The organism is Kitasatospora sp. NPDC018058, assembly GCF_044327205.1.
Classification (GTDB): domain Bacteria; phylum Actinomycetota; class Actinomycetes; order Streptomycetales; family Streptomycetaceae; genus Kitasatospora.
On sequence record NZ_JBIRFA010000019.1, the window covers coordinates 91813 to 113144 of the forward strand.

Below are 21332 nucleotides of genomic sequence, written 5' to 3' on the forward strand. Positions count from 1 at the left end.
GAGTGGCGCACCGTGTCGGGCCGGAACGATCTCTGACGGGGTGGACATGGGTACGGGAGCGGGCACTTCGCTGACGGCGCACCAGCTGATCGGACTGCTGGTCGACCCGGGCGGCTTCCGCAGCTGGGACGAACCTCCGGCCGGGCCACTCGCCGACCCCGGCTACCGCGCCTCACTCGACCGGGCCCGCGAACGCACCGGCCTGGACGAGGCCGTGCTCACCGGCCTCGGCCTGATCGACGGACGGCCGGTCGCCCTGGTCGCCTCCGAGTTCCGCTTCCTCGGCGGCTCGATCGGCGTCGCCACCGCCGAACAGATCACCCGGGCCGTCGAGCGCGCCACCGCCGAGCGGCTGCCGCTGCTCGCCCTGCCGGTCTCCGGCGGCACCAGGATGCAGGAGGGATCGGCGGCCTTCCTCTGCATGCTCCGCATCACCGCCGCCGTCCAGGCGCACCGCGCGGCCGGCCTCCCCTACCTCACCTATCTACGCAACCCCACCATGGGCGGGGTCTTCGCCTCCTGGGGCACGCTCGGCCAGCTGGTCTTCGCCGAGCCCGGCGCCCGGCTCGGCTTCCTCGGCCCGCGGGTCTACGAGGAGCTGCGCGGCGTGGAGCTGCCGGCGGATGTCCAGCGGGCGGAGACGCTGGCCGAGCGCGGGCTGGTGGACGCCGTGGTGCCACCGCAGGAGCTGCGCGAGCTGCTCCGCCGCACGCTCGCCGTCCTCGGCACGACTCCTCCCCCTCATCCGGACGCCGCCCACGCCGGTACGGGCGTCGCCCACGTCGAGGAGGTCGAGGCCGACGAGCACCCCGACGCGTGGGACTCCGTCCGCCGCACCCGCCGCCCCGACCGCCCCGGCACCCGCGAGCTGCTCCGCCGCACCGCCGAGGAGCTGGTGCTGCTGGACGCGCCCGGCGGCCGCGGCGGTGCGCTGGTCCGGGCCCTCGCCGTACTCGGCGGCCGGCCCGTCCTGGTCGTCGGCCAGCAGCGGCAGAGCCCGGAGCACGAGCGCCCCTTCACCGCCGCCGACCTGCGGGCCGTCCGTCGCAGCGCCCGGCTCGCCGAGCAGCTGGGGCTCCCGCTGGTCACCGTGGTGGACACGGCCGGGGCCGAGCTCTCCGCCCAGGCCGAGCTGGACGGGATCGCGGTGGAGATCGCGCACTGCCTGACCACCCTGCTCGCGCTACGCACGCCCGTCCTCGCCGTCCTGCTCGGCCAGGGCTCCGGCGGCGGCGCGCTGGCACTGCTCCCGGCCGACCGCGTACTCGCCGCCGGGCACGCCTGGCTCGCGCCGCTACCGCCGGAGGGCGCTTCGGCGATCGTCCACCGGGACGGCGAGCACGCCGCCGAGCTGGCCCGCGCCCAGGGCATCGGCGCGCACCAGCTGGCGGAGGTCGGGCTGGTGGACCAGGTGGTGCCGGAGCTGCCGGACGCCGCCGAGGAGCCGAAGGCCTTCTGCGCCCGGATGGGAGCCGCCATCGGTACGGCGCTCGACACCCTGGCCGCCACCGGGGAGACGGACCGGCTCGCGGCCCGGGCCGCCCGGCACCGGCGGCTGGGCGACGCTCGGCGAGGCGACACCTCCGGGCTGTGACGCCGAGGTGTGGCGCCGGGCACAGATCGTCTGCACCCAAAGTGGCGTGACCGGGCCGTCCGGTGACAGCCGCCGTGCCCGAACGGTGAGTGCGCTCACAGACGAATCGAGCCTACGACGGGCGGTAGTGGCGACTCCCCGGTGCTTGACAGGCCATCGCCCGGGACGCCGCCCGACCGATGCTTTCCCAGGTCAGCACCGGTCCGGGCACCCACCACCGCCGCCCCTTCGAATCCACGGCGCCCGCCGCGCGTACGACCGGGCGTCGTAACCAGGGGGTCTTGGCTGCAGCCTCCCCGGTCTGGCAACAATGGCTCTCGTCGTCAGCCGCACCGGCCCCTGTCCCGCCGGTGAACGGCTCACCGCCAAGTCACGCCCCTGCGACCGTCATGGCCCCTGTCCGGCCGCGGTCCTGGGTGGGGCGTGACTCGGCCCAACCTGATTGAGGTCCCGTTTTACATGCCCGCTTTCAAGCTCCGTATGCGCACTTCCGCCACGATCCTCGCCGGCACCGCCGGTCTGAGCGCCCTGGGCGCAGGCGTTCTGCCCGCCACCGCGAACGCCGCCACCGTGTCCCCGAAGACCATCGCCGCCCAGATCGTCCCGGCGAACCAGCTGGCCTCGTTCAGCCACATCATCTTCCACGAGTCCAGCTGGAACGTGCACGCGACCAACCCGAGCTCGGGCGCCTACGGTCTGGGTCAGGCGCTGCCGGCCTCCAAGATGGCCTCCGCGGGTAAGGACTGGAAGACCAACCCGCGCACCCAGATCAAGTGGGCGCTGAACTACATGAACACCCGCTACGGCAGCCCGAACGCCGCCTGGGCCTTCTGGCAGACCCACCACTGGTACTAAGCCGACCGACCACCGGCGTACCGGCTTCCACCCGTCTCCTGACCACTCTCCCCTCACCCCGGGGGTCGGACAGGGACCACCGGGGTGACCCGAGAGGGCCCGGGCCCGCGCGATCCGCGTGGCCCGGGCCCTCCCGTGGTTTCCCAGCCGCTCACAGCTCCCCGGTTCGGGGCTCTCCGGTTCACGACTCCCGGCTGACAGCCCGCCGTTCGCAGCCCCCCGGTTCACCGCCCGCCGTTTCACAGCTCCCCGGTTCACAGCTCGCCGGTGAGCCCGAGCAGCTCGCGCATCCGCGCGTATTTGGCGGCCAGCCGCTCGGCGGTCGCCCGGTCCAACGAGGCCAGCCGGGCCGGGTCGGAGTTGTGCGCCAGATCGGCCCGCTTGACCAGCAGCGCGCCGGGCGTGGCCAGGATGCGCGCGGTGTACTCCTCCACCGGCTCATCCGGGCGGCGGGTGAGCGCGTCCACGATCGCCTTGGTCTCCGCCGGCAGCGCGGCCGCCGCCAGCCACTCCCGGCTCAGCCGGTCGTCCTCGACGGTGTCGTGCAGCCAGCCTGCCGCGATCTGCGCCTCACTCCCGCCGCGTGCGGCCGTCCCGGCGGCGACCGCCACGATGTGCTCGCTGTACGGATGCCCGTTCTTGTCGACCTGCCCCTGGTGGGCGCGACGTGCGACGTCCTCCACCTCGGACAGGCTCAGATACTGCTGCTCCATCGGCTCATCGTAGGCCCGTGATCTTCGCGGTGGCGGCTGCTGGTTAACTGCCCCGGGGCTCCGACGGCGCCTGGGGGCCACCGCCCCGGGGGTTGGCGGCCCTCTGGCGGGCTACCCATGCCGCCGCACCCGGCAGACCCGTCCGAGCGACCCGAGGAACCATGCCATCCCTGCATCCGCTGCTGTCCGGCTTCGCCCCGATCTGGGTCCTGACCGGGATCGGCTACCTCGTCGGCCGCACCGGACTGCTCGGGCCGCAGGCCGAAGTGGTGCTGAACCGGTTCGTCTTCCACGTCGCGATGCCGGCCGCGCTCTTCCTGATGATCGCCCGCACCCCGCTGGACCGCTTCGCCAACTCCTCGATGCTCGCCTTCGCGGCCGGCACCGCCGTCGCGACCGGCCTCGGACTGCTCGCCGGACGCCTGCTCTTCCGACGCAAGCCCGGCGAACTGGCCATCGGCGCGATGGCCTCCGGCTACGTCAACTCGGCCAACCTCGGCATACCCGTGACCATGCAGGTCCTCGGCGACGCGTCCTTCGTCGCTCCCGTGGTGCTGTTCCAGATCCTGCTGGTCACCCCCGCCGTCCTCGCCGTCCTGGACAGCGGCGCGGCCGGCCGCCGGGCCCTGCTCACCCTGCCGCTGCGCAACCCGATCCTGCTCGCCACCGCACTCGGCGCCGTCGTCTCCGCGACCGGGCTGCACCTGCCCGCCGAGCTGAACCGTTCCGGCGAACTGCTCGGCGGCGCCGGAGTACCCACCGCCCTGATCGCCCTCGGCATGTCCCTGCACAACCGCCCGCCCGCCGACGGCCGTTCGCGCCGTACCGAGGTCGGGCTGACCGTCGCGATCAAGACCCTGGTCCAGCCGCTCGCCGCCCTCGCCGTGGCGGGCCCGCTGCTCCACCTGCCGCCCCATCAGCTGCTCACCGTGGTGCTCTTCTCCGCGCTGCCGACGGCGCAGAACGTCTACACCTACGCCCGCGAGTACGGGCAGGGCTCCGTCCTCGCCCGGGACGCGGTGCTCTGGTCGACGCTGATCTCGATGGCGACCCTGTCCGTCATCAGCTGGGCCCTCGGGCCCGCGTAGCCCGTCTCAACTCCCGCCCCGGGCGGCGGCCACGACAGCGGTCATCGCCTCCAGAAAACGCCGGGCCGTCGCCAGCTCCGCCGGGTCGAACCGGCCCATCTCCGCCACCAGGTCCCCGATCAGGCCGCCGAAGAAGCCCTGCCCCAGCTCCATCGCCCGCTCCTCCACCACCAGCCGGACCTTCCGCCGGTCCCGCGGATCGCGCTCACGGCGGATCAGCCCGAGCCGCTCCAGCCGGTCCACCAGCCCGGTGGTCCCCGCCGAGTTCAACCGCAGCGCCTCCCCGAGCCGCCCCGGGGTGACCGCCTCTCCGGCCCGGGCAGCGTCCAGCAGGTGGATCAGCGCCCGCAGATCGGTCGGATGCAGGCCGTTCCGGGCCGCGAACTCGGCCCCGAACAGGTCGAGTTCGACCGTCAGACCACGCAGCAGATGGACCAGCCGCATCGGCTCCTCAACCTCGGACACCCTGTCGTCCTTCCTCGGGCAGTCGCATGCCAGTATTCTCTCGTTCAGCGAGATACTCGCCCAACAAGTGATTCATTATCCGACCCAGTCGGTGATCACACCACACTGCGGAGGCCCATCATGTCCACCCGCACCGCCCCCTTCCTCGCCGCCTACGACGCCTTGCTCGCCCGCTGGCCCGTCCCGGTCGAACCCCTCGCCGTCCGCACCCCGCACGGCACCACCCGGATCAACGCCTGCGGCCCCACCGACGGCCGCCCCCTCGTCCTCCTCCACGGCGGCGGCGCCACCTCCACCATGTGGTTCGCCAACGCCGGCGCCTGGGCCGAGGCCGGCCACCGCGTCCTCGCCGTCGACCTCATCGGCGACCCGGGCCGCAGCATCCACGACGGCGCCCCACTGCGCGACCTCCCCGGCCTGCTCGGCTGGCTGGACGCCGTCCTCGACCAACTCGGCGTCCCCGAGGCCGACTTCTGCGCCCACTCCTACGGCGCCTGGATCACCCTGCAATACGCCCTGCACGCCCCCACCCGGGTCGGCCGCCTCGCCCTCCTCGACCCCACCCAGTGCTTCACCGGCTTCCGCCCCGGCTACCTCCTACGCGCCCTCCCCCTCTTCCTCCCCCGCCGCACCCCGGCCCGCGCGCGCTCCTACCTCGACTGGGAATCCGCCGGCGGCCACGGCCTCGACCCCGCCTGGCGCGACCTGTACGCCCTCGGTTACGCGGACTTCCCCGCCTCCCCCGTCATCACCGGCCCCCGCCCCACCCCCGCCCGCCTCCACAGCCTCACCACTCCCCTCCTCACCCTCTACGCCGCCAACTCCCGCCCCCACAACCCCCACCACACCGCCGAAGCCACCCGCCACGCCGTCCCCCACGCCACCATCGCCATCCTCCCGGGCACCTCCCACCACTCCCTCCCCACCGCTGCCGCGCCGGAGGTCAACCGCCACGTCCTGGACTTCCTGCGCCCCGCCCGCCCCTGAACCGGTGCGGCGCAGCATCACAACGAGCCGAGCGAACGCCCCAAGCCGACGCCCCCACGCCTACGCCTTTCCTTCGCCGCGCCTCGAAGCCCGCCCGGGAAGTCGGCGGGTCCGACTTCCCGCGCAGGAGGACGTTCGGCCGCCCTCGACCGATCAGCGGCTTCGAGCCCATGCCGGTTCATCCGGTGGCTCGTCGAGTAGACCGTGGGGAAGGGGCCACCGTCGGTGTCGGTGTCGGACGACCGGGTTCGAATCCGCCTCCTGCCGTGGACGCGGGGCATCAAGCCGATCGCCGCCCGCCGGAGCATGCCGCGCGGCTCCGATCTCGGAGCCGCGCTACCGCGTACAGCGCATCTGCGACGGCCTCCTGGCCAGTCGCGCGTAAGCGGCCCGCGCGGCCTGTGGGTGCCTTCGTCGCAGCCGCATCCGGGCCGTCATCCCACCAGCCCGCCGACACGGTCGGTCACCGCGTGCGGCCGACCCCGCCGGAGCCGCCGGAGCCGCCGGAGCCCGCCCGCCAGGCTTCCATGTCGTTGCCCGGTTCCGGGGCAGCCGAGCTCACGATCGCCCGTCAAGCCGCTCTTCGACTCCGGGCCGTCCTCAACGGGTCCGTCAGGTCAACGGGTGGACGACGAGCCGGTTCTGCTCCCCGTCGAAGATCTCGGCCAGGACCTGGGCCGTCTGCCGGTTCCCTGCGAAGAGTCCCCGCTGGTCGACGTGCACGGTAAGGACGTCGTGGCTGTCGATCACCTCGGAGATGCCACGGGTCTCGATCGTGTCCGACCACGCGTCCAGGTTCCGGCCGAACCACGTCGGCAGCCCGCACGGCTCGCTCACCGCGTCCCAGAAGTCGTCGAGTGTCTCGATCGGTCGGCCGCGCAGGTCCACGATCAGTTCGCTGTCCGTCATCGCAGCAGACTACTCAGCCCCACCCTGGTGTTGCCGGGTGACCGAGACCACGGCGTGCGGCGGATCGCAGGTGAGTGCTGCTCATGTGACGGCGCCGACGGTGGTGTGCGCGATTCGGGTGCTGAAGTCGGCGTGGACGTTGGGGGCGGGGACGCGGCGCGGGATGCGTTGTCGGCGATGGGGCCCGCCCGTTGGGTCGGTGTCGTCATCGGGACGTTCCTGGCCGAGCCGGTGTTGGCGGCTGTGTTGGCCGCTGTGACGTCGCATGTCACGTGGGCGGTGTCGGCGGCCCGGGGTGGGGCGGCTCGGCATCAGGGCGGGCGTCGCTGGAGACGGCGGCGCGGGCGGCGATCGTACCGGGGGCGCCGGGGGTGGCGCGGTCGGCCGCCACCGGGCACCGGACCGGGCGGCCCGCCGAGGTGATCCGGGTCGCGGCGCTGCTGCTCGCGCTGGCAGCTCGGTGCACATCGGGACCGACAGCCTCAGCAACCCCTACCTCGGGGACACCGGCCCCGGGACCGAACTGCCGGTGCCCTGCAGCCGGGTGAACGGCCGACCGGCCCCGGACGGGATCCCGGCCACCGGCTTCCACAGCTGGGCGGGCGGCGAGGTGGCGGCGACCACGCCGACGGTCGGCTCCGAGCTGACCAGCCGGGAGGTCGCCGACGAGCTGTGCGCGGACTCCTTCGGTGGTGACTGTCGGATGGCCGCGTTCCACGGCGGTGAGGGCTGGTCGCTCCGGCGCCACCGGCAGCCTCACCGCCGACACCCGCTTCTGGACGGTCACCAGCGACCAGCCGGCCAACCCCTGGAGCTGAGCCGGTCCTGTTGTACCCGGGGCAGGGCGGCCGCGCTTGTACGGCCGCCCCGACCCCTTGGAAGGGTCTACGAGTCGACAAGGCGGAGAGCCGCCAGGGTCAGTAGATCAGGTAGCCCGGGCGGTGCCCCTCGTCCTCTATCTCCCCGGTGGCCTGGGCCCGCAGCTTGCGGGACAGTTCCTCCAGCGCGCGGGAGGCCGCGTACTCCTCGCCGATCCTGGCGAGCGGACGGTCCTCCGCACTCTTCACTGCCTCGCCGTGCGCGCTCAGGCCCGGCGCCCTCGCACCGACCAGCCTGGCGTTGCACGCCGTGTGCACGCCGTCCTCCTCGAAGCTCAGCTCCACGTCCCACTGGTTGTGCATGCCACACCTCCTGGCGCCGGCCCCCGTCGCGCCTGTCGGGACCGGCACGGACGGAGGGCCCGTGGCGGCCGCTCACACCAGCGTGCGCCTGCCCCACCCGTAGCGGCAAGCGCGGCCGTTGCGACGCCCGGGCCATCGTGTGCCTGATCCCCGTGTCGCGGTGTCGCCGACCCCCGAAACCGCAGTGTCGCCGGTTCCCGGGCCGCCCTTTCCTCGGCCCCGGGCCACGGTCTTTCCGCGCCGATCGGCCTGGCCCGTGCCCCGGGCGGTACGCTGACGGAAGCGCGCCGCGACCGCCGACCGCACCCGGACCAGCCGGCGCGGCGCGGGGGCAGCGACAACCTGGTGGTCCCTCCGTGGCGGTCTTCCTCCTCGCCCTCAGCGCGGCCTGCTGTCTGGGACTCGGCTTCGTCCTCCAGCAGCACGCGGCGCAGCGGGCCCCGCGTACCGACCTGCTCCACTGGCGTCTGCTGCTGGACCTGATGCGGATGCCCGAGTGGCTGCTCGGCACCGGGTTCATGGTCAGCGGGCTGCTCCTTTCCGCGCTCGCGCTCAACCAGGGCCAGGTGTCCCTGGTCGAGCCGCTGCTGGCGACCAACCTGCTCTTCGCCATGGCGCTCTCCCGGGTGCTGACCCGTCAGACGCTGGGCCGCTCCGGCTGGGCCGGAGTGCTGCTGCTCGGCCTCGGGGTGACGGCGTTCATCGTGGCCGGGCAACCCACCGGGGGCGGGCCACCCGCCGGGGAGCTGCGGCACTGGCTGGTGGTCGGCACGGTGGTCGGGCTGACCCTGCTGTTGGTCTCGCTCGCCCGGCGGCTGCCGTTGTTCGAGGAGGCCACGCTGCTGGCACTCGCCGCCGGGCTGCTCTACGGTCTGCAGGACGCACTGACCCGCACCACCACCCAGCGCCTCGACCACGAGGGCTTGGCCGCGGTGCTGCGCACCTGGCAGCCGTACGCGGTGGTGGCGGCGGGCGTGATCGGACTGCTGCTGGTTCAGAGCGCCTTCGAGGCCGCGCCGCTGCGGATGTCCCTGCCCGCGTTGACCGCCGCCCAGCCGCTGGCCGGGATCGCCTGCGCGGTCGGCTTCCTCGGCGACCGGCTGCGGGTGACCCCGGGCGCGCTGGCCTGGCAGGCGGCCGGGCTGCTGGCCATCGTGATCGGGGTGATCGTGATCGGACGGCACCCGGCGATGCCGGGCACCGTCCGGGAGACCCTGGAGAGCGTCGGGGTGTTGCCGGAGGACGAGCCCGGCGACAAGAGCGAACAGGACCGGGACGCAAAGGACAGGGACGAGAAGGACAGGGACGCGAAGGGCCGGGACAGGACGGGCGAGTAGGCGGACCGATGTCCCGGAGCGCGCAGGCGGACGCCGTGGTCCACGGGTGGTCGCGGGCGTCGGGGTGGCGTGCCTGGTCCGCGCCCGACGGTCCGGCTGACCGCAGCGGGTGGTCGATCGGGTAGTCGGTGGACTATGCGCGAGCCTGCCCGACAGCCGCGGTGTCCCCGTGCCCCCGCGATCGGTCCATCTCCCGCCACTCCGGCCGCAGCCCGGTCAGCGTCGTGGTGGCGAAGTACAGGACCCCGACCGTGAGCAGGCTGGGTATCAGGCCGACCAGTGCGACGGCGCCGCCCGCGAGGAGACCGCCCAGGGGGATGCCGGCCCAGGCCAGGGAGTCGCCGAGGGCGTGGACGCGGCCGAGGAGGTGGCGGGGCACCCGTTCGAAGAGGACGGCGCCGAGGATCGGATTGAGGAAGCCGGAGCCGAAGCCGCCGACCGCGAAGACCGTGACCACCACCCACATCGGCACACCGAGGGCGAGCACCAGGATGCGAGGCGCGCCGCACAGCAGGAAGCCGACGAAGAAGACCGTCCGCCGGGGCAGGCGCGAGGCGACGGCCGCCGCGATCAGGCTGCCGACGACTGCCGTGGCACCCATGACACCGGCGGTCAGACCGATGGCGGCCGGGCCGTTGCCGGACTCCCGTGCCCAGACCGGGACGAGGACGGTCGAGAAGCCGGCGTCGAGCAGATTGGTGATGCCGACCATCACGATCACGGCGAGCAGCAGCGGCTCGGACCGCAGGAAGGTGAAGCCCTCGCGGAACATCCGCCAATAGCCGCCATGCTCCCCCTCCCTCGTCGGCCCGGACGACGACGCGACCGCACCGGGCACCGCCGGACGCCCCATGCCGCGCGGCAGCGCCAGGGCGATGATCAGCGAGCCGAGCGCGAAGGTGCCCGCATTGACCGCCAGCCCGGCCAGCGGCCCCAGCAGCGCGACCAGCCCACCGCCGACCGCCGGACCGACCGTGGAGGCCAGCCGTTCGGTGACGCCGGAGAGCCCGGTGGCACGCTCCATCGGCACGCGGGCGTGATCGGCCGCCTCCGGGACCATGACCGACTTGGCCAAGTCACCCGGGCCGCGCATCGCACCGATCACCGCGACCATCGCGAGCAGCAGCCAGAACGGCAGCAGTCCGCGCGCGTGCAGCAGCGGAACCAGGCCGGCCGCGACGGCGCTCACCGCGTCCGTCGTCCAGGACACCACACGCGGCCCGAGCCGGTCGACCAGGGGCCCGGTCAGCGCCTTGACCAGCACGTACGGTGTCATCTCGGCGAAGGCGACCAGGCCGGTCATGGTGGCGCTGCCCGTGGTCGCCAGAACGAACCACGGCAGAGCGATGGCCGAGACGCGCGTCCCGGTCAGGGAGACCGCCGTGGCGGCGAGCACCCCGGCCAGCGGCCGGAAGCTGCGCACGGGCGGATCGACGGCGGTGGTGGTCATACGGTTTCCCCCTCGGTCGTGGTGGTGCTCGGGTCCGGCAGGACGTGGACGATCACGGCGACCTGCTCGGCGCCCTCCGGGACCGGCTCACCGACGTCGATCCGGCGGTAGCGCCCGATCACGTCGGACAGCTCGCCGGCCAGCTGCTCGGCCTCGGCGGGAGTGAGCTGCAGGATCCGGTCGCTGAAGTCCGTCACCCGGCGCCACTCGCGCGGCATGGTCTCGAAGGCGTCGAGCGTGCGCTGGCCGGTCATGGTGTGCGCGGCCAGGACGGACCGCAGGATGCCGACGGCCGTGTCGGGCTCCTCGTCCGCCATGTCGTCCCCCGTCCAAACGGTCAGCCGGTGGGCCGAACGCCACCAGCGCTCACGGGCGTTGCCCCGCTCCCGGTCCTCCTCGACGAAGCCCGCAGCGGCGAGCTGGCGCAGGTGGTAGCTGGTGGCCCCGGAGTTGAGCCCGAGCTGCGCGGCGAGCCTCGTCGCCGTGGACGGGCCGTGCTTGCGCAGCAGCCCGACCAGCTGCATGCGCACGGGGTGCGCCATCGCCCGCATGCCCTTGGCGGTGATGGCGATGTGCGGGTCCTCGCTGTGCTTCCAGCCGCCTTCTTCGGTCATGGACAGGAGCGTAGGACCGCAAAGAAGAGTTTGCAAAGGTTTTTTGCGAAGAGTTCTTTGCAGTGGAGCGGACGGCCCCGCCGGTCGGCGGGTGCCAGGCCTGCCGCTCGGCGGGGGCCGGTGCCCGGTTTGCGTCCCGAAGCCGGATTGTCACCCGGGCGGACGAGGAGCAGGCTGGCAGCAGGGCCCGGGAGCGGCCCGTCCCGGTCGGCCGCGGAAACGATGACGGCCGCCGGTCAGGCACGAGGGGCAGGGCGATGGCACGCGGGAAGCTCTGGGGCTACGTCGCTTCGGGGGCCCGGGCGCTCGGCGCGCTCGGCGGCGCGGGCGGCACCGAACGCAAGGGCATCGAGGCCACGCCCGAGGGCCTCGGCCAAGTCCCGCCGGTCGCGATGGCCTCACCCCGGACGCTCTCCCGCACCGAGATGGAGCGGCTGCGCTGGACCGGTCGGCACGCCGGGTGCGAGCCCCAGGCGCGACACGTCCAGGTCGCCGAGGTGGTGCGCCGGGTGGTGCGCGGCGGTGGCCGGGCGACGGCGGTCACGGTCCGGGTGGCGCCCGGGCTGCCGGTGGTGGCCGGGGACGCCCGGCGGATGGAGGCCGCGATAGCCGGGCTGGTCGACCACGCGATCCGGCGCAGCCCGCTGGGCGGCCGGGTGCTGGTCCGGGCCGAGGTCGCGCGCACCGGCCCGACGGCACCCCGGGCGGCGGCCGGGCGGGGTACCACGGCGCACCAGCGGGAACGGGTCGAGATCCGGATCTCCGACCGCGGGTCGTACGAGCCGCCCGAGGCCCGCGAATGGCTGCTGGCGGGCGTACGCGCCACCGGGCCGGTGGGCCCGGCGTTGCACAGCCTGGTGCTGGCGGCGGGCGGCCGGCTCGCGGTCGAGCCCACTCCCGGCGGCGGCCTGACCGTGGTCCTGCTGCTGACGGTCGCGCACGACTGACCGACCGATTGCCCGACTGCCCGACCGCACGGCGAGTAGCGGCCACCGAACCTAGACTTGCCCCATGCCCCGGCTCAACGACCAGGTCAGGGAGCTGCTCCAGGAGTACGCCGACCTGATCAACATCACCGGCGGGGACGCCTTCCGGGCCCGCGCCTACGAGAAGGCCGCCCGCGCGGTCGGCGGCCACCCCGAGGACCTGGCCGACCTGGACGTCAAGGGACTGCAACAGATCCCCGGCGTCGGCAAGTCCACCGCCGAGAAGATCGCCGAGTACCTCGCCACCGGAAAGATGACCGCCCTGGAGACTTTGCGCGCCAAGATCCCGTCCGGCGTACGGGAGATGATGGCCGTCCCCAGCGTCGGCCCCAAGCGCGCCCTCTCCCTCTACCGCGACCTCGGCATCGCCTCGGTCGACGAACTCGCCGAGGCCGTCCGCGCCGACAAGTTGTCCGACCTGGCCGGGTTCGGCGAGCGCAGCGGCGAGAAGATCCTGCACGGCATCGAGCTGATGCGGCGGTCCGGCGGCCGGACCCTGCTCGACACCGCCACCGAACTGGCCGAGCAGCTGGTCGAGGCACTCTCGGCCGTCCCCGGCTGCACCCGTTGCGCGTACGCGGGTTCGCTGCGCCGGATGCGCGAGACTGTGGGCGACATCGACGTCCTGGCGACCGCCGCCGACTCCGCCCCGCTGATGGCCGCGCTCACCGAACTCCCGTACGTGACCGAGGTGATCGCGAGCGGACCGACCAAGACCTCGGTCCACACCACCCAGGGCGTCCAGGTGGACCTGCGGGTCGTCCCCGAGGAGGACTGGGGTGCGGCGCTGGTCTACTTCACCGGGTCGAAGGCGCACAACATCAAGCTGCGCACGATGGCGGTGCGGGCCGGGCTGAAGCTCTCCGAGTACGGCCTGTTCGAAGTCGACGGCGGAGCCGGGAAGGACGGCAGAGCGAAGGCGGGCGGCAAGGAGGCGGGCGTCAAGGTCGTCTCGGAGACCGAGGACGAGGTCTATGCCGCACTCGGCCTCCCCTGGATCCCCCCGACACTGCGCGAGGACCGGGGCGAGATCGAGGCCGCACTGAACGGTGAACTCCCCGACCTCATCAAGGAGTCGGATCTGCGCGGCGATCTGCACACCCACACCGACCTGACCGACGGGCTGGCCACCCTCACCGAGATGATCGACGCGGCGGCCGCGCGCGGCTACTCCTACTACGCCGTCACCGACCACGCGCCGGATCTGGTGATGCAGCGGATGACCGACGAGAAGATGCTGGCCCAGCGCGAGCAGCTGCGCCGACTGGCCGACCGTCACAAGAAGTTGCGCCTGCTGCACGGCACCGAATTGAACATCGGCCCGGACGGCGGGGTGGACTGGCCGCCCGAGTTCCTGGCCGGCTTCGACGTCTGCGTGGCCTCCGTGCACTCGCATTTCACCCTCGACCGCGCCGCCCAGACCCGCCGGTTGATCCGCGCCTGCGAGAACCCGTACGTGCACGTCATCGGCCACCTCACCACCCGCCGGATCGGCCGGCGCGGGCCGATCGACGTCGACCTGGACGCGGTGTTCGCGGCCGCGGCGCGTACCGGCACCGCGATCGAGATCAACAGCTCCCCGCAGCGGCTCGACCTGCGTGACGAGGACATCCTGCGGGCCAAACGGCACGGCGTGCGCTTCTCGATCGACAGCGACGCGCACGCCACCGGCCACCTCGCCTACCCGCGCTTCGGCATCGGTACGGCGCAGCGCGGTTGGCTCACCGCCGAGGACGTGATCAACGCCTGGACGTGGCAGAAGTTGAAGCACTTCCTACGCAAGGACGCCCTGCGCGAGTAGCCGGCCCGCCGCACGTAGGCGGCCCGGCGCGCGCAGCCGGCCCCGCACGAGCAGGCGGCCCGCGCAGCCGAACCGTCCACCCCGACAGCCGCCCGCCCCGTCAGCCGCCCGCCCCACGGCTAACACCCGCCGAGCGAGGCCCCCGGCGAGGCCAGCACCCGGGCCGCGCTGCGGTGCCCGAGCCCGGCCGCCAGGTGCAGGTCCCCGGTGTCCAGGAAGCCGGCCAGGAAGCCCGCCGCGAAGGCGTCCCCGGCCCCGGTGAGGTCGCGCACCTCCGCGACCGGAGGCACCGGCACGGTGAACAGGCCCTCGCCGGGCACATCGACGGTGGTCGCCTCGGCGCCGGACTTGGTGACCACGGTGGTGGCCGCCAGCCGGGCGCGCTCGGGCCCGGGCAGGCTGTCCACCAGCAGGCCGAGGAAGGCCGACTCGGAGCGGTTGGCGAACAGGAAGGTCGGCGCCAACTCGTCCAGCAGGGCGAGGAACCGCTCCCGTCCGAACTGCTCCAGCATGCCGGTCGAGGAGGCGTCCACCGAGGTGGTGCCGCCCGCCTGCCGGACCCGCGCGAGCGCGTCCACCGCCGTGGCGCCGACCGGCGCGCCGTCGAAGGAGTAGGCGGGCACGTGCAGGTGGGTGAGGCCGGTCAGCCACTCGTCCGGGAGGCGTTCCAGCAGCGTGGCGGCGCCGCGGTCGGGAAGCATGGTCCGCTCGCCGTCCTGGTCGATGAGGACCACGATGCTGCCGGTCTGGCCGTGTCGCTGCACCCGTACGTCCACGCCGTGGCCGCCGAGTTCGGCGACGATGCCGTCCCCGACCGGGTCCGGGCCGACGCAGCCGAGGAAGCGTGCCGGGTACTGCCCGACGGCGAAGCAGGCGACGTTGGCCGCGCTGCCGCCGCGCCGCCGGAAGACCCGGGCGCTGGAGTCGGTGCCGTGGCGCAGCGGGCCGTCGACCCAGACCACGATGTCCTCGACGAGGTCGCCGAGCACCCCGAGCACGGGTCAGGCCCCGGTCGACGCGCTGGCGGCCAGGGCGGTCGCGATCTCGCCGCCGAGGCGCACGTTGCCGCGGTAGACCTCGACGTTGACCTCCAGGCTGCGGCCGCCGGTGTCGCGCTGGATGTAGTCGAGCAGGAAGGGCGTGGAGGCGTTGCCGGTGACGCCCCGGCGCTCGGCCTCGGCCCAGGCGCGGGCCAGGATGCCGTCCAGCTCCTCCGGTGGCAGCTGCTTGGCCGGGTCGACCGGGTTGGCGATCAGGACGGCCTGCGGCAGGTCGAGCCGGTCGCGGGCGTCGATGACCCTGGCGGCCTCTTCGGGCGACTGGACCGCGTAGTTGATCTCGTGACCGGAGTCGGTGATGTAGAAGCCGGGGTACTTGGTGGTGCGGTAGCCGATGACGGGGATGTTGAAGGTTTCGAAGCGCTCCAGGGTGGCCCGGATGTCGAGGATGGACTTCACCCCGGCGCTGATCACGGTGACCGGGGTGGCGGCCAGGGTGGTCATGTCGGCCGACTCGTCGAAGCTCTCGGAGGCGCCGAAGTGGACGCCGCCGAGGCCGCCGGTGGAGAAGACCCGGATGCCCGCGCGGTGGGCCAGGAAGGCGGTGGCGGCGACGGTGGTGCCGCCGTGCCGGCCGAGCGCGGCGACCACCGGCAGGTCGCGCAGGCTGACCTTGTCCAGGCCGTCGGTGGCGGCCAGTTCGGTGATCTGCTCGGTACTCAGACCGACCGTGGGCACGCCCGCGTGCACCCCGATGGTCGCCGGGACGACGCCCGCCTCCCGCAGCTGCCGCTCGGCCTCCAGCGCGACGGCCAGGTTGCGCGGCCGCGGCAGGCCGTGGGTGAAGATCGTCGACTCCAGGGCGACCACGGGGCGGCCGCCGGCGACGGCCTGCGCGACCTCATCGGAGACCTTGATGGCGGGGGTGCTGGTGGGCAGTCCGGTCATGATGCGAGCTCCCTGTGAGATGCCACTGCGATGGGGCAACGTGCGATCAGCGTATGGACGGTTCACATCGGAATCCAGAATGACTCCTGGGGCTTCTGATAGCCTTTCACCTATCAGTTCGTACTAGACTGACCGGCATGGGTTTCACCTTGCGTCAGCTGGAGGTCTTCCTGGCCGTCGCCGAGACGCTGCATTTCGGCCGGGCCGCCGAACGGCTGCACATCTCACAGCCGACGGTCAGCCAGGAGGTCGCCCGGCTGGAGCGGACCGTCGGCGTCGAGCTGTTCGACCGCAGCCGCCGCTCCGTCGCCCTGACCGGGGCGGGCGAGGTGATGGCCGCCGAGAGCACCCGACTGCTCAAGCAGGCTGACGCGCTGCTCACCCGGGTCCGGCTGCACGAGGAGTCCCGGCTCGGGACGGCCCGGATCGTCGCCTCCCCTAGCGTGGTGAACCGGCTGCTGCCCGCCGTGGTCAGCCGGGCCGAGCAGGAGCTGCCCGCGCTCACCACCGCCGAACTCGCCGTCGACACCGGGCAGGTGTCCACCACGCTGGCCGCGGAACTCGCCGACATCGGCCTCGGCCGGTTCCTGGAGGACGTGCCCGGCTACCGGCTGGAGCGGATCGCCGACGAGCCGGTACGGGTCGCCCTCGGCCGGGATCACCCGCTGGCCGGCCGGACCGGTCTGCGGCTGGCCGAACTGCGTGACCTGCCGCTGCTGTTGTGGCCGCGCGAACAGCACCCCCGCTACTACGACCACGTGCTCGGCCTGTGCGCGGAACACGGCATCGACCCGCCGGTGCTGGTCAGCCCGCCGCGGATCGTCGGCTCCCGGCTCTACCTGCTCGCCCGCAACCGCGCCTTCTCACTGGTGCCCGGCTCGATGACCGGCCACCTCACCGAGGACGTGGCCACCGTACGGCTGGAGGGCCGGGCCACCCTGCCGCTGGAGATGCAGTGGCGGACGGACGACCGGCGCCCGCCGCTGTCGGTGCTGCGCAACCTGATCCGGCAGGAGGCGGCGGCACTGGAAGAGCTGTAGGAGCACCAGCGGCGGCATGGAGGAGCCGCACGAGCACCGGAGGAGCCGTGGGCGCCCCACGAGAAGCCTCCGCGGCAGCTCTTGACGCTCACATGCCACCGCCGAAAGGATGCCCGGATCACCCACCCGGCCCGTCGCGCGCCGACGGGCCGCCCGACCCCGGGGATCCGCCTTGGCCCTGCGCTCGCTGCTCCGCCGCACCGACGCCCGCCGCGCCGACGCCGGCGGCACCGCCGCCCGCCGCACCGTCCTGCGCCGCGCCGCCCGCTTAGTCGGCGCAGCCGTCCTGACCCTCGCCGGCACCCTCATCGCCGCCGGGCCCGCCCACGCCGACTTCGGCACCGACTACCACGACCCGGTCACCGCCACCAAGCCGCTCACCCGCCCCGACACCCGCTCCTGCACCGTCGAGGTGATGCACGAGCGCGAGTTCCGCAACGGGTACGGCAACCCGCCCGACACCCCCTACACCACCACCCTCACCCCGCCCGCCGACTGCGCCGGGCCCTGGTCGGCGGTGGTCATGGACCTCCACGGGCAGGTCGCCGGGCGGCAGTTCGACCGGATCTTCAGCGTCCGCGTCGGCGGCGTGCAGGTCCTGCTCTCCTCCACCCCGGAGCCCTCCAAGGACGGCATCCAGTGGAACGTCGAACGCGACCTCACCCGCTACGCCCCGCTGTTCACGGCCGGGCCGCAGCCCTTCTCCTTCGACCTCGCCAATGTCACCGACGCCACCTACACCGGCGTCTACAAGATCACGGCGAGCCTGACCTTCTACACCGCGAACGACCGCTGGCCCGCCGCCTCCGGCGCCGACCGGCTGCTCACCACCGGCCCGTTCGCACTCACCCAGGCCGCCCCGACCGCCGGTCGCGAGCTCACCTTCCCGCAGAACCTGGAGCGGCTGACCGCCGAGGTCTACGCCCGGGGCGGCGGTGCCTGCGAGGAGTTCGCCTACGCCTCCGCGCCGGACGCCTTCGTCGCCGCCAACCCCTCGATCGGCGCCTGCGGCAAGGGCCCGTTCCGCGAGCTGCGGCTCACCGTGGACGGCCGGGTGGCCGGCGCGGTCTGGCCCTACCCGGTGATCTACACCGGCGGCTGGGACCCGCTGCTGTGGCGGCCGATCCCCGGCATCTTCGGCTTCGACCTGCCCGCCTACCGGCTCGACCTCACCCCGTACGTCGGTCTGCTGTTGGACGGGCGCCCGCACACCGTCGGCATCACGGTCAACGCGAGCGAGGCGCAGAGCAACGACGTCTGGACCGGCCAGGTCAACCTGTTCGCCGAGGTCGACCACGGCACCGACCGCACCTCCGGGCGGCTCACCGACTACCGGGTCGCCCCCGAGGCCACCGTGGGCACCGAGCTCACCGACCACGGCGGCGGCAGCGGCGACTGGACCGTCACCGCCGCCCGGCACGACCTCGCCCGGGGCTGGGTACAGACCTCGCACGGCCGGATCACCACCGAGGTCCGCGACGACCTCGCCTTCAGCTCCGCCCAGCAACTGCGCGACAGCGGCAACGACGTAACCCTGCACAACGGCACCGACCTCACCCGCACCACCGCCACCTGGGGCGGCGGACCGCACCGCACCACCACCGTGCACGAGGGCGAGCCGCTGGACGTCACGTACAAGGTGACCCACGACGCGGCCGGGAACACCGATCAGCGCACCGCGATGGACCTCGGCTACCACCGCGAGGCCACCACGGCCACCGGCGGCCACGTCACCGAGCGTTCCACCGTGGACCACACCCTGCGGCCCACCGCCCAGCGCCACGACGGGGACCGCACCGTACGGACCGGCAGCAGCACCGAGGACTACCGCAGCACCGGGCCGGAGGGGCCGTACCACCGGACGCTGAGCTTCGTGGACGGCTGGTAGCGCCCGACCGAGGCCTCCAGACTTGCGAAATTTGCCCGAATTCGAGCCTTTCACCCCTGGTGCACGCGGCGTAGGAGGCGCATGATGGGAGATGGACCTGCGAGGTAGCTGAAGGAAGTTCGACCGCAGGAGGCAGTGGCGACAGATCGAGACGGATCAGGGTCTGCCGCTGGGCACTACCTCGGTCGACGATCGAACTACCGGCTGGAGGACACAACGTCCGGAAGCCACCCCCACCTCGCAGGTTCCGCGCGTCCACGGAGCATCCCCTCGGCTCCGTGGACGCGCTCTGCGCATGAACCGGGCCACTGCGGCACCGGGTAGCCCCGCTCCCAGGCACACCAGCCGGACATCCGCCGGGTCACCTCCAGCCCGTCCAGCCTCGGCGTCCGGATGCCCACCAGCGCGACGTCCGGCCGCAGTTCGGCCGCCGGCTCCAGCACGTCCTGCGCGTCCGGCACGTCCAGCCACAGTTCGGCCGTTGGCCCCAGGGCGTCCGGCCGACGCGCGGGAAAGTTCACGCCGAGGATCCGGCGCGGTTCACCTCCGTCCGGTGAGGCTGGCCGCCATGAAGGCTTCCAGTGGACGTCCCCCCGTCAGCAGGCGCGGGCTCCTGGCCGGGGCGACCGGCCTCGGCCTCGGCGGCGCCGTCTCCCTCTCCGGCATCGCCCCCACCCCCGCCGTCGCCTCCCCGCTGTTGTGGGAGCGGCCGGACCGCTCCGGCGCCCCGCGGGTGGCCGGACTGCACCTGCAGTTCGGCTCGGACGCCTCGCGCGAGGTCACGGTCTCCTGGCACACCATCAAGTCAGTCTCCAACCCCCGGGTGATGTACGGGACTTCGCACGGCGGCTTCGGCCGCAGCGAGCGGGCCGAGACCCGCACCTACCGGGACGCCGCCTCCGGCACCGAGGTCCAGGTGCACCACGCCAGGCTCACCGACCTGCACCCCGACACCGACTACGTCTACGCCGCCGTCCACGACGGCGCCACCCCCGAGCTCGGCACCGTCCGCACCGCCCCGCGCGGCCGGGCCGCCTTCACCTTCACCAGCTTCGGCGACCAGGGCACCCCCACCCTCGGCAAGCAGACCGCCAACGGCTACGCCAACGACAACCTCGGCAGCCCGGTCGCGGGCGACACCACCGCCGGGGTCGAGCTGGTCGCCCCGCTGTTCCACCTGGTCAACGGCGACCTCTGCTACGCCAATCTCGCCACCGACCGGGTCCGCACCTGGTCCGACTGGTTCGAGAACAACACCCGCTCGGCCCGTCACCGCCCCTGGATGCCCGCGGCCGGCAACCACGAGAACGAGCGCGGCAACGGCCCGATCGGCTACGGCGCCTACCAGGCCTACTTCGACCTGCCGGACGCCGGCTCCGACGACGAAGTGCACGGCCTCTGGTACGCGTTCACGGCCGGCTCGGTCCGGGTCATCAGCCTCAACAACGACGACGTCGCCTACCAGGACGGCGGCAACTCCTACGTCCACGGCTACTCCGGCGGAGCCCAGCAGCGCTGGCTGGAGCGCGAGTTGATCGCCGCCAACGCGGACCCGGGGATCGACTGGATCGTGGTCTGCATGCACCAGGTGGTGATCTCCACCGCCGACAAGTTCAACGGCGCCGACCTCGGCATCCGCGAGACCTGGGTGCCGCTGTTCGACGAGTACGGCGTCGACCTGGTGGTCTGCGGCCACGAGCACCACTACGAGCGCTCGCACCCGATCCGCGGCCAGCAGCCGACCGACACCCGCACCCCGATCCCGGTCGCCACCGACACCGAGACCGTCGACACCACCCGGGGCACCGTCCACATGGTCATCGGCGGCGGCGGCACCTCCGCCCCCTCCAACCACCTCTTCTTCAGCCCCGCCAAGGCCCGCGTCATCGCCGGCGTCGGCCCGGTCGACAAGGCCACCGGCAAGCGGCCCCCGGTCTACGTGATCGAGGACGCCCCCTGGTCCGCCGTCCGCGACGCCGACAACCCCTACGGCTTCGCCTCCTTCGACGTCGACCCGGGCGAGCACGGCGGCGACACGACGATCGACGTGACGTACTACTCCGTCAGCGGCCCGTACGGCGACCTCGTCCCGGTCGACCGCTTCACCCTGACCCGCCCGCGCGGTGCCCGGGGTGGCAGTCGCGAGCGTTGAGGCCTCCGCCGGGCCGCCGGACGCCCCTGTCCGGTTGCGCCGGCCGTGCATGACGCCGCCGCCTCCCCCGCGGCCGACCGACCTTCCCGGCCGACCTTCCCGGCCAACGCCACCAGCCGCCCGGGCAGCATGCAGACCACCCGCCAGCCGGACGGGCTGGTCGGGCCCGAGGTCACAGTGCCGCCGTGGGCGGCCGCCCAGGCCGTGAGGCCGGCCAGGCCGGTGCCTCCGGAGCCGGCGCCAGCGGCAGGAGGGCGGCGACGGCGGCGAGCCCTCGCCGGGACCGGACAGGGCCGGGCTGGGAGTCGGTGCGCACACAGCCGACT

The 21332-nt window shown here is 73.3% G+C and carries 20 protein-coding genes; 10 read left to right on the forward strand and 10 right to left on the reverse strand.

Annotation, left to right across the window (positions count from 1 at the left end; translation table 11 throughout):
- Positions 1-46: 46 nt before the first annotated feature.
- Positions 47-1594 (forward strand): carboxyl transferase domain-containing protein, encoded by a 1548-nt coding sequence (locus tag ACH4E7_RS26320; RefSeq protein WP_396251509.1) that lies wholly within the window; start codon positions 47-49, stop codon positions 1592-1594.
- Positions 1595-2074: 480 nt separating this feature from the next.
- Positions 2075-2449 carry a transglycosylase SLT domain-containing protein gene (locus ACH4E7_RS26325; protein WP_396251510.1) on the forward strand — a complete coding sequence of 125 codons (375 nt, stop codon included), beginning with the start codon at positions 2075-2077 and terminating at the stop codon, positions 2447-2449.
- 254 nt (positions 2450-2703) lie between these two features.
- Here the strand turns inward: ACH4E7_RS26325 and ACH4E7_RS26330 are convergent, their stop codons facing one another.
- Positions 2704-3162, reverse strand: a complete 459-nt coding sequence (locus tag ACH4E7_RS26330; RefSeq protein WP_396251511.1) for an HD domain-containing protein — start codon at positions 3160-3162, stop codon at positions 2704-2706.
- A gap of 161 nt (positions 3163-3323) precedes the next feature.
- Between ACH4E7_RS26330 and ACH4E7_RS26335 the strand changes: the two genes are divergently transcribed.
- Entirely contained in the window at positions 3324-4250 is a 927-nt protein-coding gene (locus tag ACH4E7_RS26335) for an AEC family transporter (protein WP_396251512.1), read from the forward strand.
- 6 nt (positions 4251-4256) lie between these two features.
- Here ACH4E7_RS26335 and ACH4E7_RS26340 read toward each other — a convergent pair whose 3' ends face one another.
- Positions 4257-4694, reverse strand: a complete 438-nt coding sequence (locus ACH4E7_RS26340) for a MarR family winged helix-turn-helix transcriptional regulator (RefSeq protein WP_396251560.1) — start codon at positions 4692-4694, stop codon at positions 4257-4259.
- Positions 4695-4835: 141 nt separating this feature from the next.
- Between ACH4E7_RS26340 and ACH4E7_RS26345 the strand changes: the two genes are divergently transcribed.
- The gene (locus ACH4E7_RS26345; protein WP_396251513.1) at positions 4836-5702 is read left to right on the forward strand and encodes an alpha/beta fold hydrolase; all 867 of its coding nucleotides are present in this window, start codon (positions 4836-4838) and stop codon (positions 5700-5702) included.
- A gap of 612 nt (positions 5703-6314) precedes the next feature.
- Here the strand turns inward: ACH4E7_RS26345 and ACH4E7_RS26350 are convergent.
- The 3 genes from ACH4E7_RS26350 to ACH4E7_RS26360 form a co-directional block, all read right to left on the reverse strand.
- Positions 6315-6611, reverse strand: coding sequence for a barstar family protein (locus tag ACH4E7_RS26350; RefSeq protein ID WP_396251514.1), 297 nt, complete (start codon positions 6609-6611; stop codon positions 6315-6317).
- A 268-nt stretch (positions 6612-6879) separates the two neighbouring features.
- On the reverse strand, positions 6880-7077 hold the full coding sequence (locus tag ACH4E7_RS26355; protein ID WP_396251515.1) for a hypothetical protein: 198 nt from the start codon (positions 7075-7077) through the stop codon (positions 6880-6882).
- A gap of 451 nt (positions 7078-7528) precedes the next feature.
- Positions 7529-7792: a dsRBD fold-containing protein gene (locus ACH4E7_RS26360; protein ID WP_396251516.1), complete on the reverse strand. Its 264-nt coding sequence runs from the start codon at positions 7790-7792 to the stop codon at positions 7529-7531.
- Positions 7793-8148: 356 nt separating this feature from the next.
- On the opposite strand from ACH4E7_RS26360, the gene ACH4E7_RS26365 reads away from it, so the two are divergent.
- The gene (locus ACH4E7_RS26365; protein ID WP_396251517.1) at positions 8149-9129 is read left to right on the forward strand and encodes a DMT family transporter; all 981 of its coding nucleotides are present in this window, start codon (positions 8149-8151) and stop codon (positions 9127-9129) included.
- Between the two features lie 133 nt (positions 9130-9262).
- Here the strand turns inward: ACH4E7_RS26365 and ACH4E7_RS26370 are convergent, their stop codons facing one another.
- Both ACH4E7_RS26370 and ACH4E7_RS26375 read right to left on the reverse strand, forming a co-directional pair.
- Positions 9263-10579, reverse strand: coding sequence for an MFS transporter (locus ACH4E7_RS26370; RefSeq protein ID WP_396251518.1), 1317 nt, complete (start codon positions 10577-10579; stop codon positions 9263-9265).
- Positions 10576-11193 (reverse strand): ArsR/SmtB family transcription factor, encoded by a 618-nt coding sequence (locus tag ACH4E7_RS26375; RefSeq protein ID WP_396251519.1) that lies wholly within the window; start codon positions 11191-11193, stop codon positions 10576-10578. Before ACH4E7_RS26375 ends, ACH4E7_RS26370 begins: the two co-directional genes overlap by 4 nt.
- 257 nt (positions 11194-11450) lie before the next feature.
- On the opposite strand from ACH4E7_RS26375, the gene ACH4E7_RS26380 reads away from it, so the two are divergent.
- Together ACH4E7_RS26380 and polX are read left to right on the forward strand one after the other, a co-directional pair.
- Positions 11451-12140, forward strand: a complete 690-nt coding sequence (locus tag ACH4E7_RS26380; protein WP_396251520.1) for a hypothetical protein — start codon at positions 11451-11453, stop codon at positions 12138-12140.
- Between the two features lie 64 nt (positions 12141-12204).
- Entirely contained in the window at positions 12205-13980 is a 1776-nt protein-coding gene (gene polX, locus ACH4E7_RS26385; protein ID WP_396251521.1) for a DNA polymerase/3'-5' exonuclease PolX, read from the forward strand.
- A gap of 119 nt (positions 13981-14099) precedes the next feature.
- Here polX and ACH4E7_RS26390 read toward each other — a convergent pair whose 3' ends face one another.
- Both ACH4E7_RS26390 and ACH4E7_RS26395 read right to left on the reverse strand, forming a co-directional pair.
- Positions 14100-14969, reverse strand: coding sequence for a carbohydrate kinase family protein (locus ACH4E7_RS26390; RefSeq protein ID WP_396251522.1), 870 nt, complete (start codon positions 14967-14969; stop codon positions 14100-14102).
- A 12-nt stretch (positions 14970-14981) separates the two neighbouring features.
- Positions 14982-15926 (reverse strand): pseudouridine-5'-phosphate glycosidase, encoded by a 945-nt coding sequence (locus tag ACH4E7_RS26395; protein WP_396251523.1) that lies wholly within the window; start codon positions 15924-15926, stop codon positions 14982-14984.
- A 137-nt stretch (positions 15927-16063) separates the two neighbouring features.
- Here ACH4E7_RS26395 and ACH4E7_RS26400 point away from each other — a divergent pair, with 137 nt between their 5' ends.
- Complete coding sequence (locus ACH4E7_RS26400) at positions 16064-16966, forward strand: LysR family transcriptional regulator (RefSeq protein ID WP_396251524.1); 903 nt, start codon at positions 16064-16066, stop codon at positions 16964-16966.
- Between the two features lie 172 nt (positions 16967-17138).
- The gene (locus ACH4E7_RS26405; RefSeq protein WP_396251525.1) at positions 17139-18854 is read left to right on the forward strand and encodes a peptide-N4-asparagine amidase; all 1716 of its coding nucleotides are present in this window, start codon (positions 17139-17141) and stop codon (positions 18852-18854) included.
- Positions 18855-19051: 197 nt separating this feature from the next.
- On the opposite strand, the gene ACH4E7_RS26410 is transcribed toward ACH4E7_RS26405, so the two are convergent.
- Complete coding sequence (locus ACH4E7_RS26410; protein WP_396251526.1) at positions 19052-19375, reverse strand: hypothetical protein; 324 nt, start codon at positions 19373-19375, stop codon at positions 19052-19054.
- 47 nt (positions 19376-19422) lie between these two features.
- On the opposite strand from ACH4E7_RS26410, the gene ACH4E7_RS26415 reads away from it, so the two are divergent.
- Positions 19423-21006: a purple acid phosphatase family protein gene (locus tag ACH4E7_RS26415; protein ID WP_396251527.1), complete on the forward strand. Its 1584-nt coding sequence runs from the start codon at positions 19423-19425 to the stop codon at positions 21004-21006.
- Positions 21007-21332 lie beyond the last annotated feature (326 nt).

What these genes read in the sequence shown, in the direction of transcription:
- ACH4E7_RS26320 (WP_396251509.1), top strand. Translation starts at nt 47, where the DNA reads ATGGGTACGGGAGCGGGCACTTCGCTGACGGCGCACCAGCTGATCGGA.
- ACH4E7_RS26325 (WP_396251510.1), top strand. Translation starts at nt 2,075, where the DNA reads ATGCGCACTTCCGCCACGATCCTCGCCGGCACCGCCGGTCTGAGCGCC.
- ACH4E7_RS26330 (WP_396251511.1), bottom strand. Translation starts at nt 3,162, where the DNA reads ATGGAGCAGCAGTATCTGAGCCTGTCCGAGGTGGAGGACGTCGCACGT.
- ACH4E7_RS26335 (WP_396251512.1), top strand. Translation starts at nt 3,324, where the DNA reads ATGCCATCCCTGCATCCGCTGCTGTCCGGCTTCGCCCCGATCTGGGTC.
- ACH4E7_RS26340 (WP_396251560.1), bottom strand. Translation starts at nt 4,694, where the DNA reads ATGCGGCTGGTCCATCTGCTGCGTGGTCTGACGGTCGAACTCGACCTG.
- ACH4E7_RS26345 (WP_396251513.1), top strand. Translation starts at nt 4,836, where the DNA reads ATGTCCACCCGCACCGCCCCCTTCCTCGCCGCCTACGACGCCTTGCTC.
- ACH4E7_RS26350 (WP_396251514.1), bottom strand. Translation starts at nt 6,611, where the DNA reads ATGACGGACAGCGAACTGATCGTGGACCTGCGCGGCCGACCGATCGAG.
- ACH4E7_RS26360 (WP_396251516.1), bottom strand. Translation starts at nt 7,792, where the DNA reads ATGCACAACCAGTGGGACGTGGAGCTGAGCTTCGAGGAGGACGGCGTG.
- ACH4E7_RS26370 (WP_396251518.1), bottom strand. Translation starts at nt 10,579, where the DNA reads ATGACCACCACCGCCGTCGATCCGCCCGTGCGCAGCTTCCGGCCGCTG.
- ACH4E7_RS26375 (WP_396251519.1), bottom strand. Translation starts at nt 11,193, where the DNA reads ATGACCGAAGAAGGCGGCTGGAAGCACAGCGAGGACCCGCACATCGCC.
- ACH4E7_RS26380 (WP_396251520.1), top strand. Translation starts at nt 11,451, where the DNA reads ATGGCACGCGGGAAGCTCTGGGGCTACGTCGCTTCGGGGGCCCGGGCG.
- polX (WP_396251521.1), top strand. Translation starts at nt 12,205, where the DNA reads ATGCCCCGGCTCAACGACCAGGTCAGGGAGCTGCTCCAGGAGTACGCC.
- ACH4E7_RS26395 (WP_396251523.1), bottom strand. Translation starts at nt 15,926, where the DNA reads ATGACCGGACTGCCCACCAGCACCCCCGCCATCAAGGTCTCCGATGAG.
- ACH4E7_RS26400 (WP_396251524.1), top strand. Translation starts at nt 16,064, where the DNA reads ATGGGTTTCACCTTGCGTCAGCTGGAGGTCTTCCTGGCCGTCGCCGAG.
- ACH4E7_RS26415 (WP_396251527.1), top strand. Translation starts at nt 19,423, where the DNA reads ATGAAGGCTTCCAGTGGACGTCCCCCCGTCAGCAGGCGCGGGCTCCTG.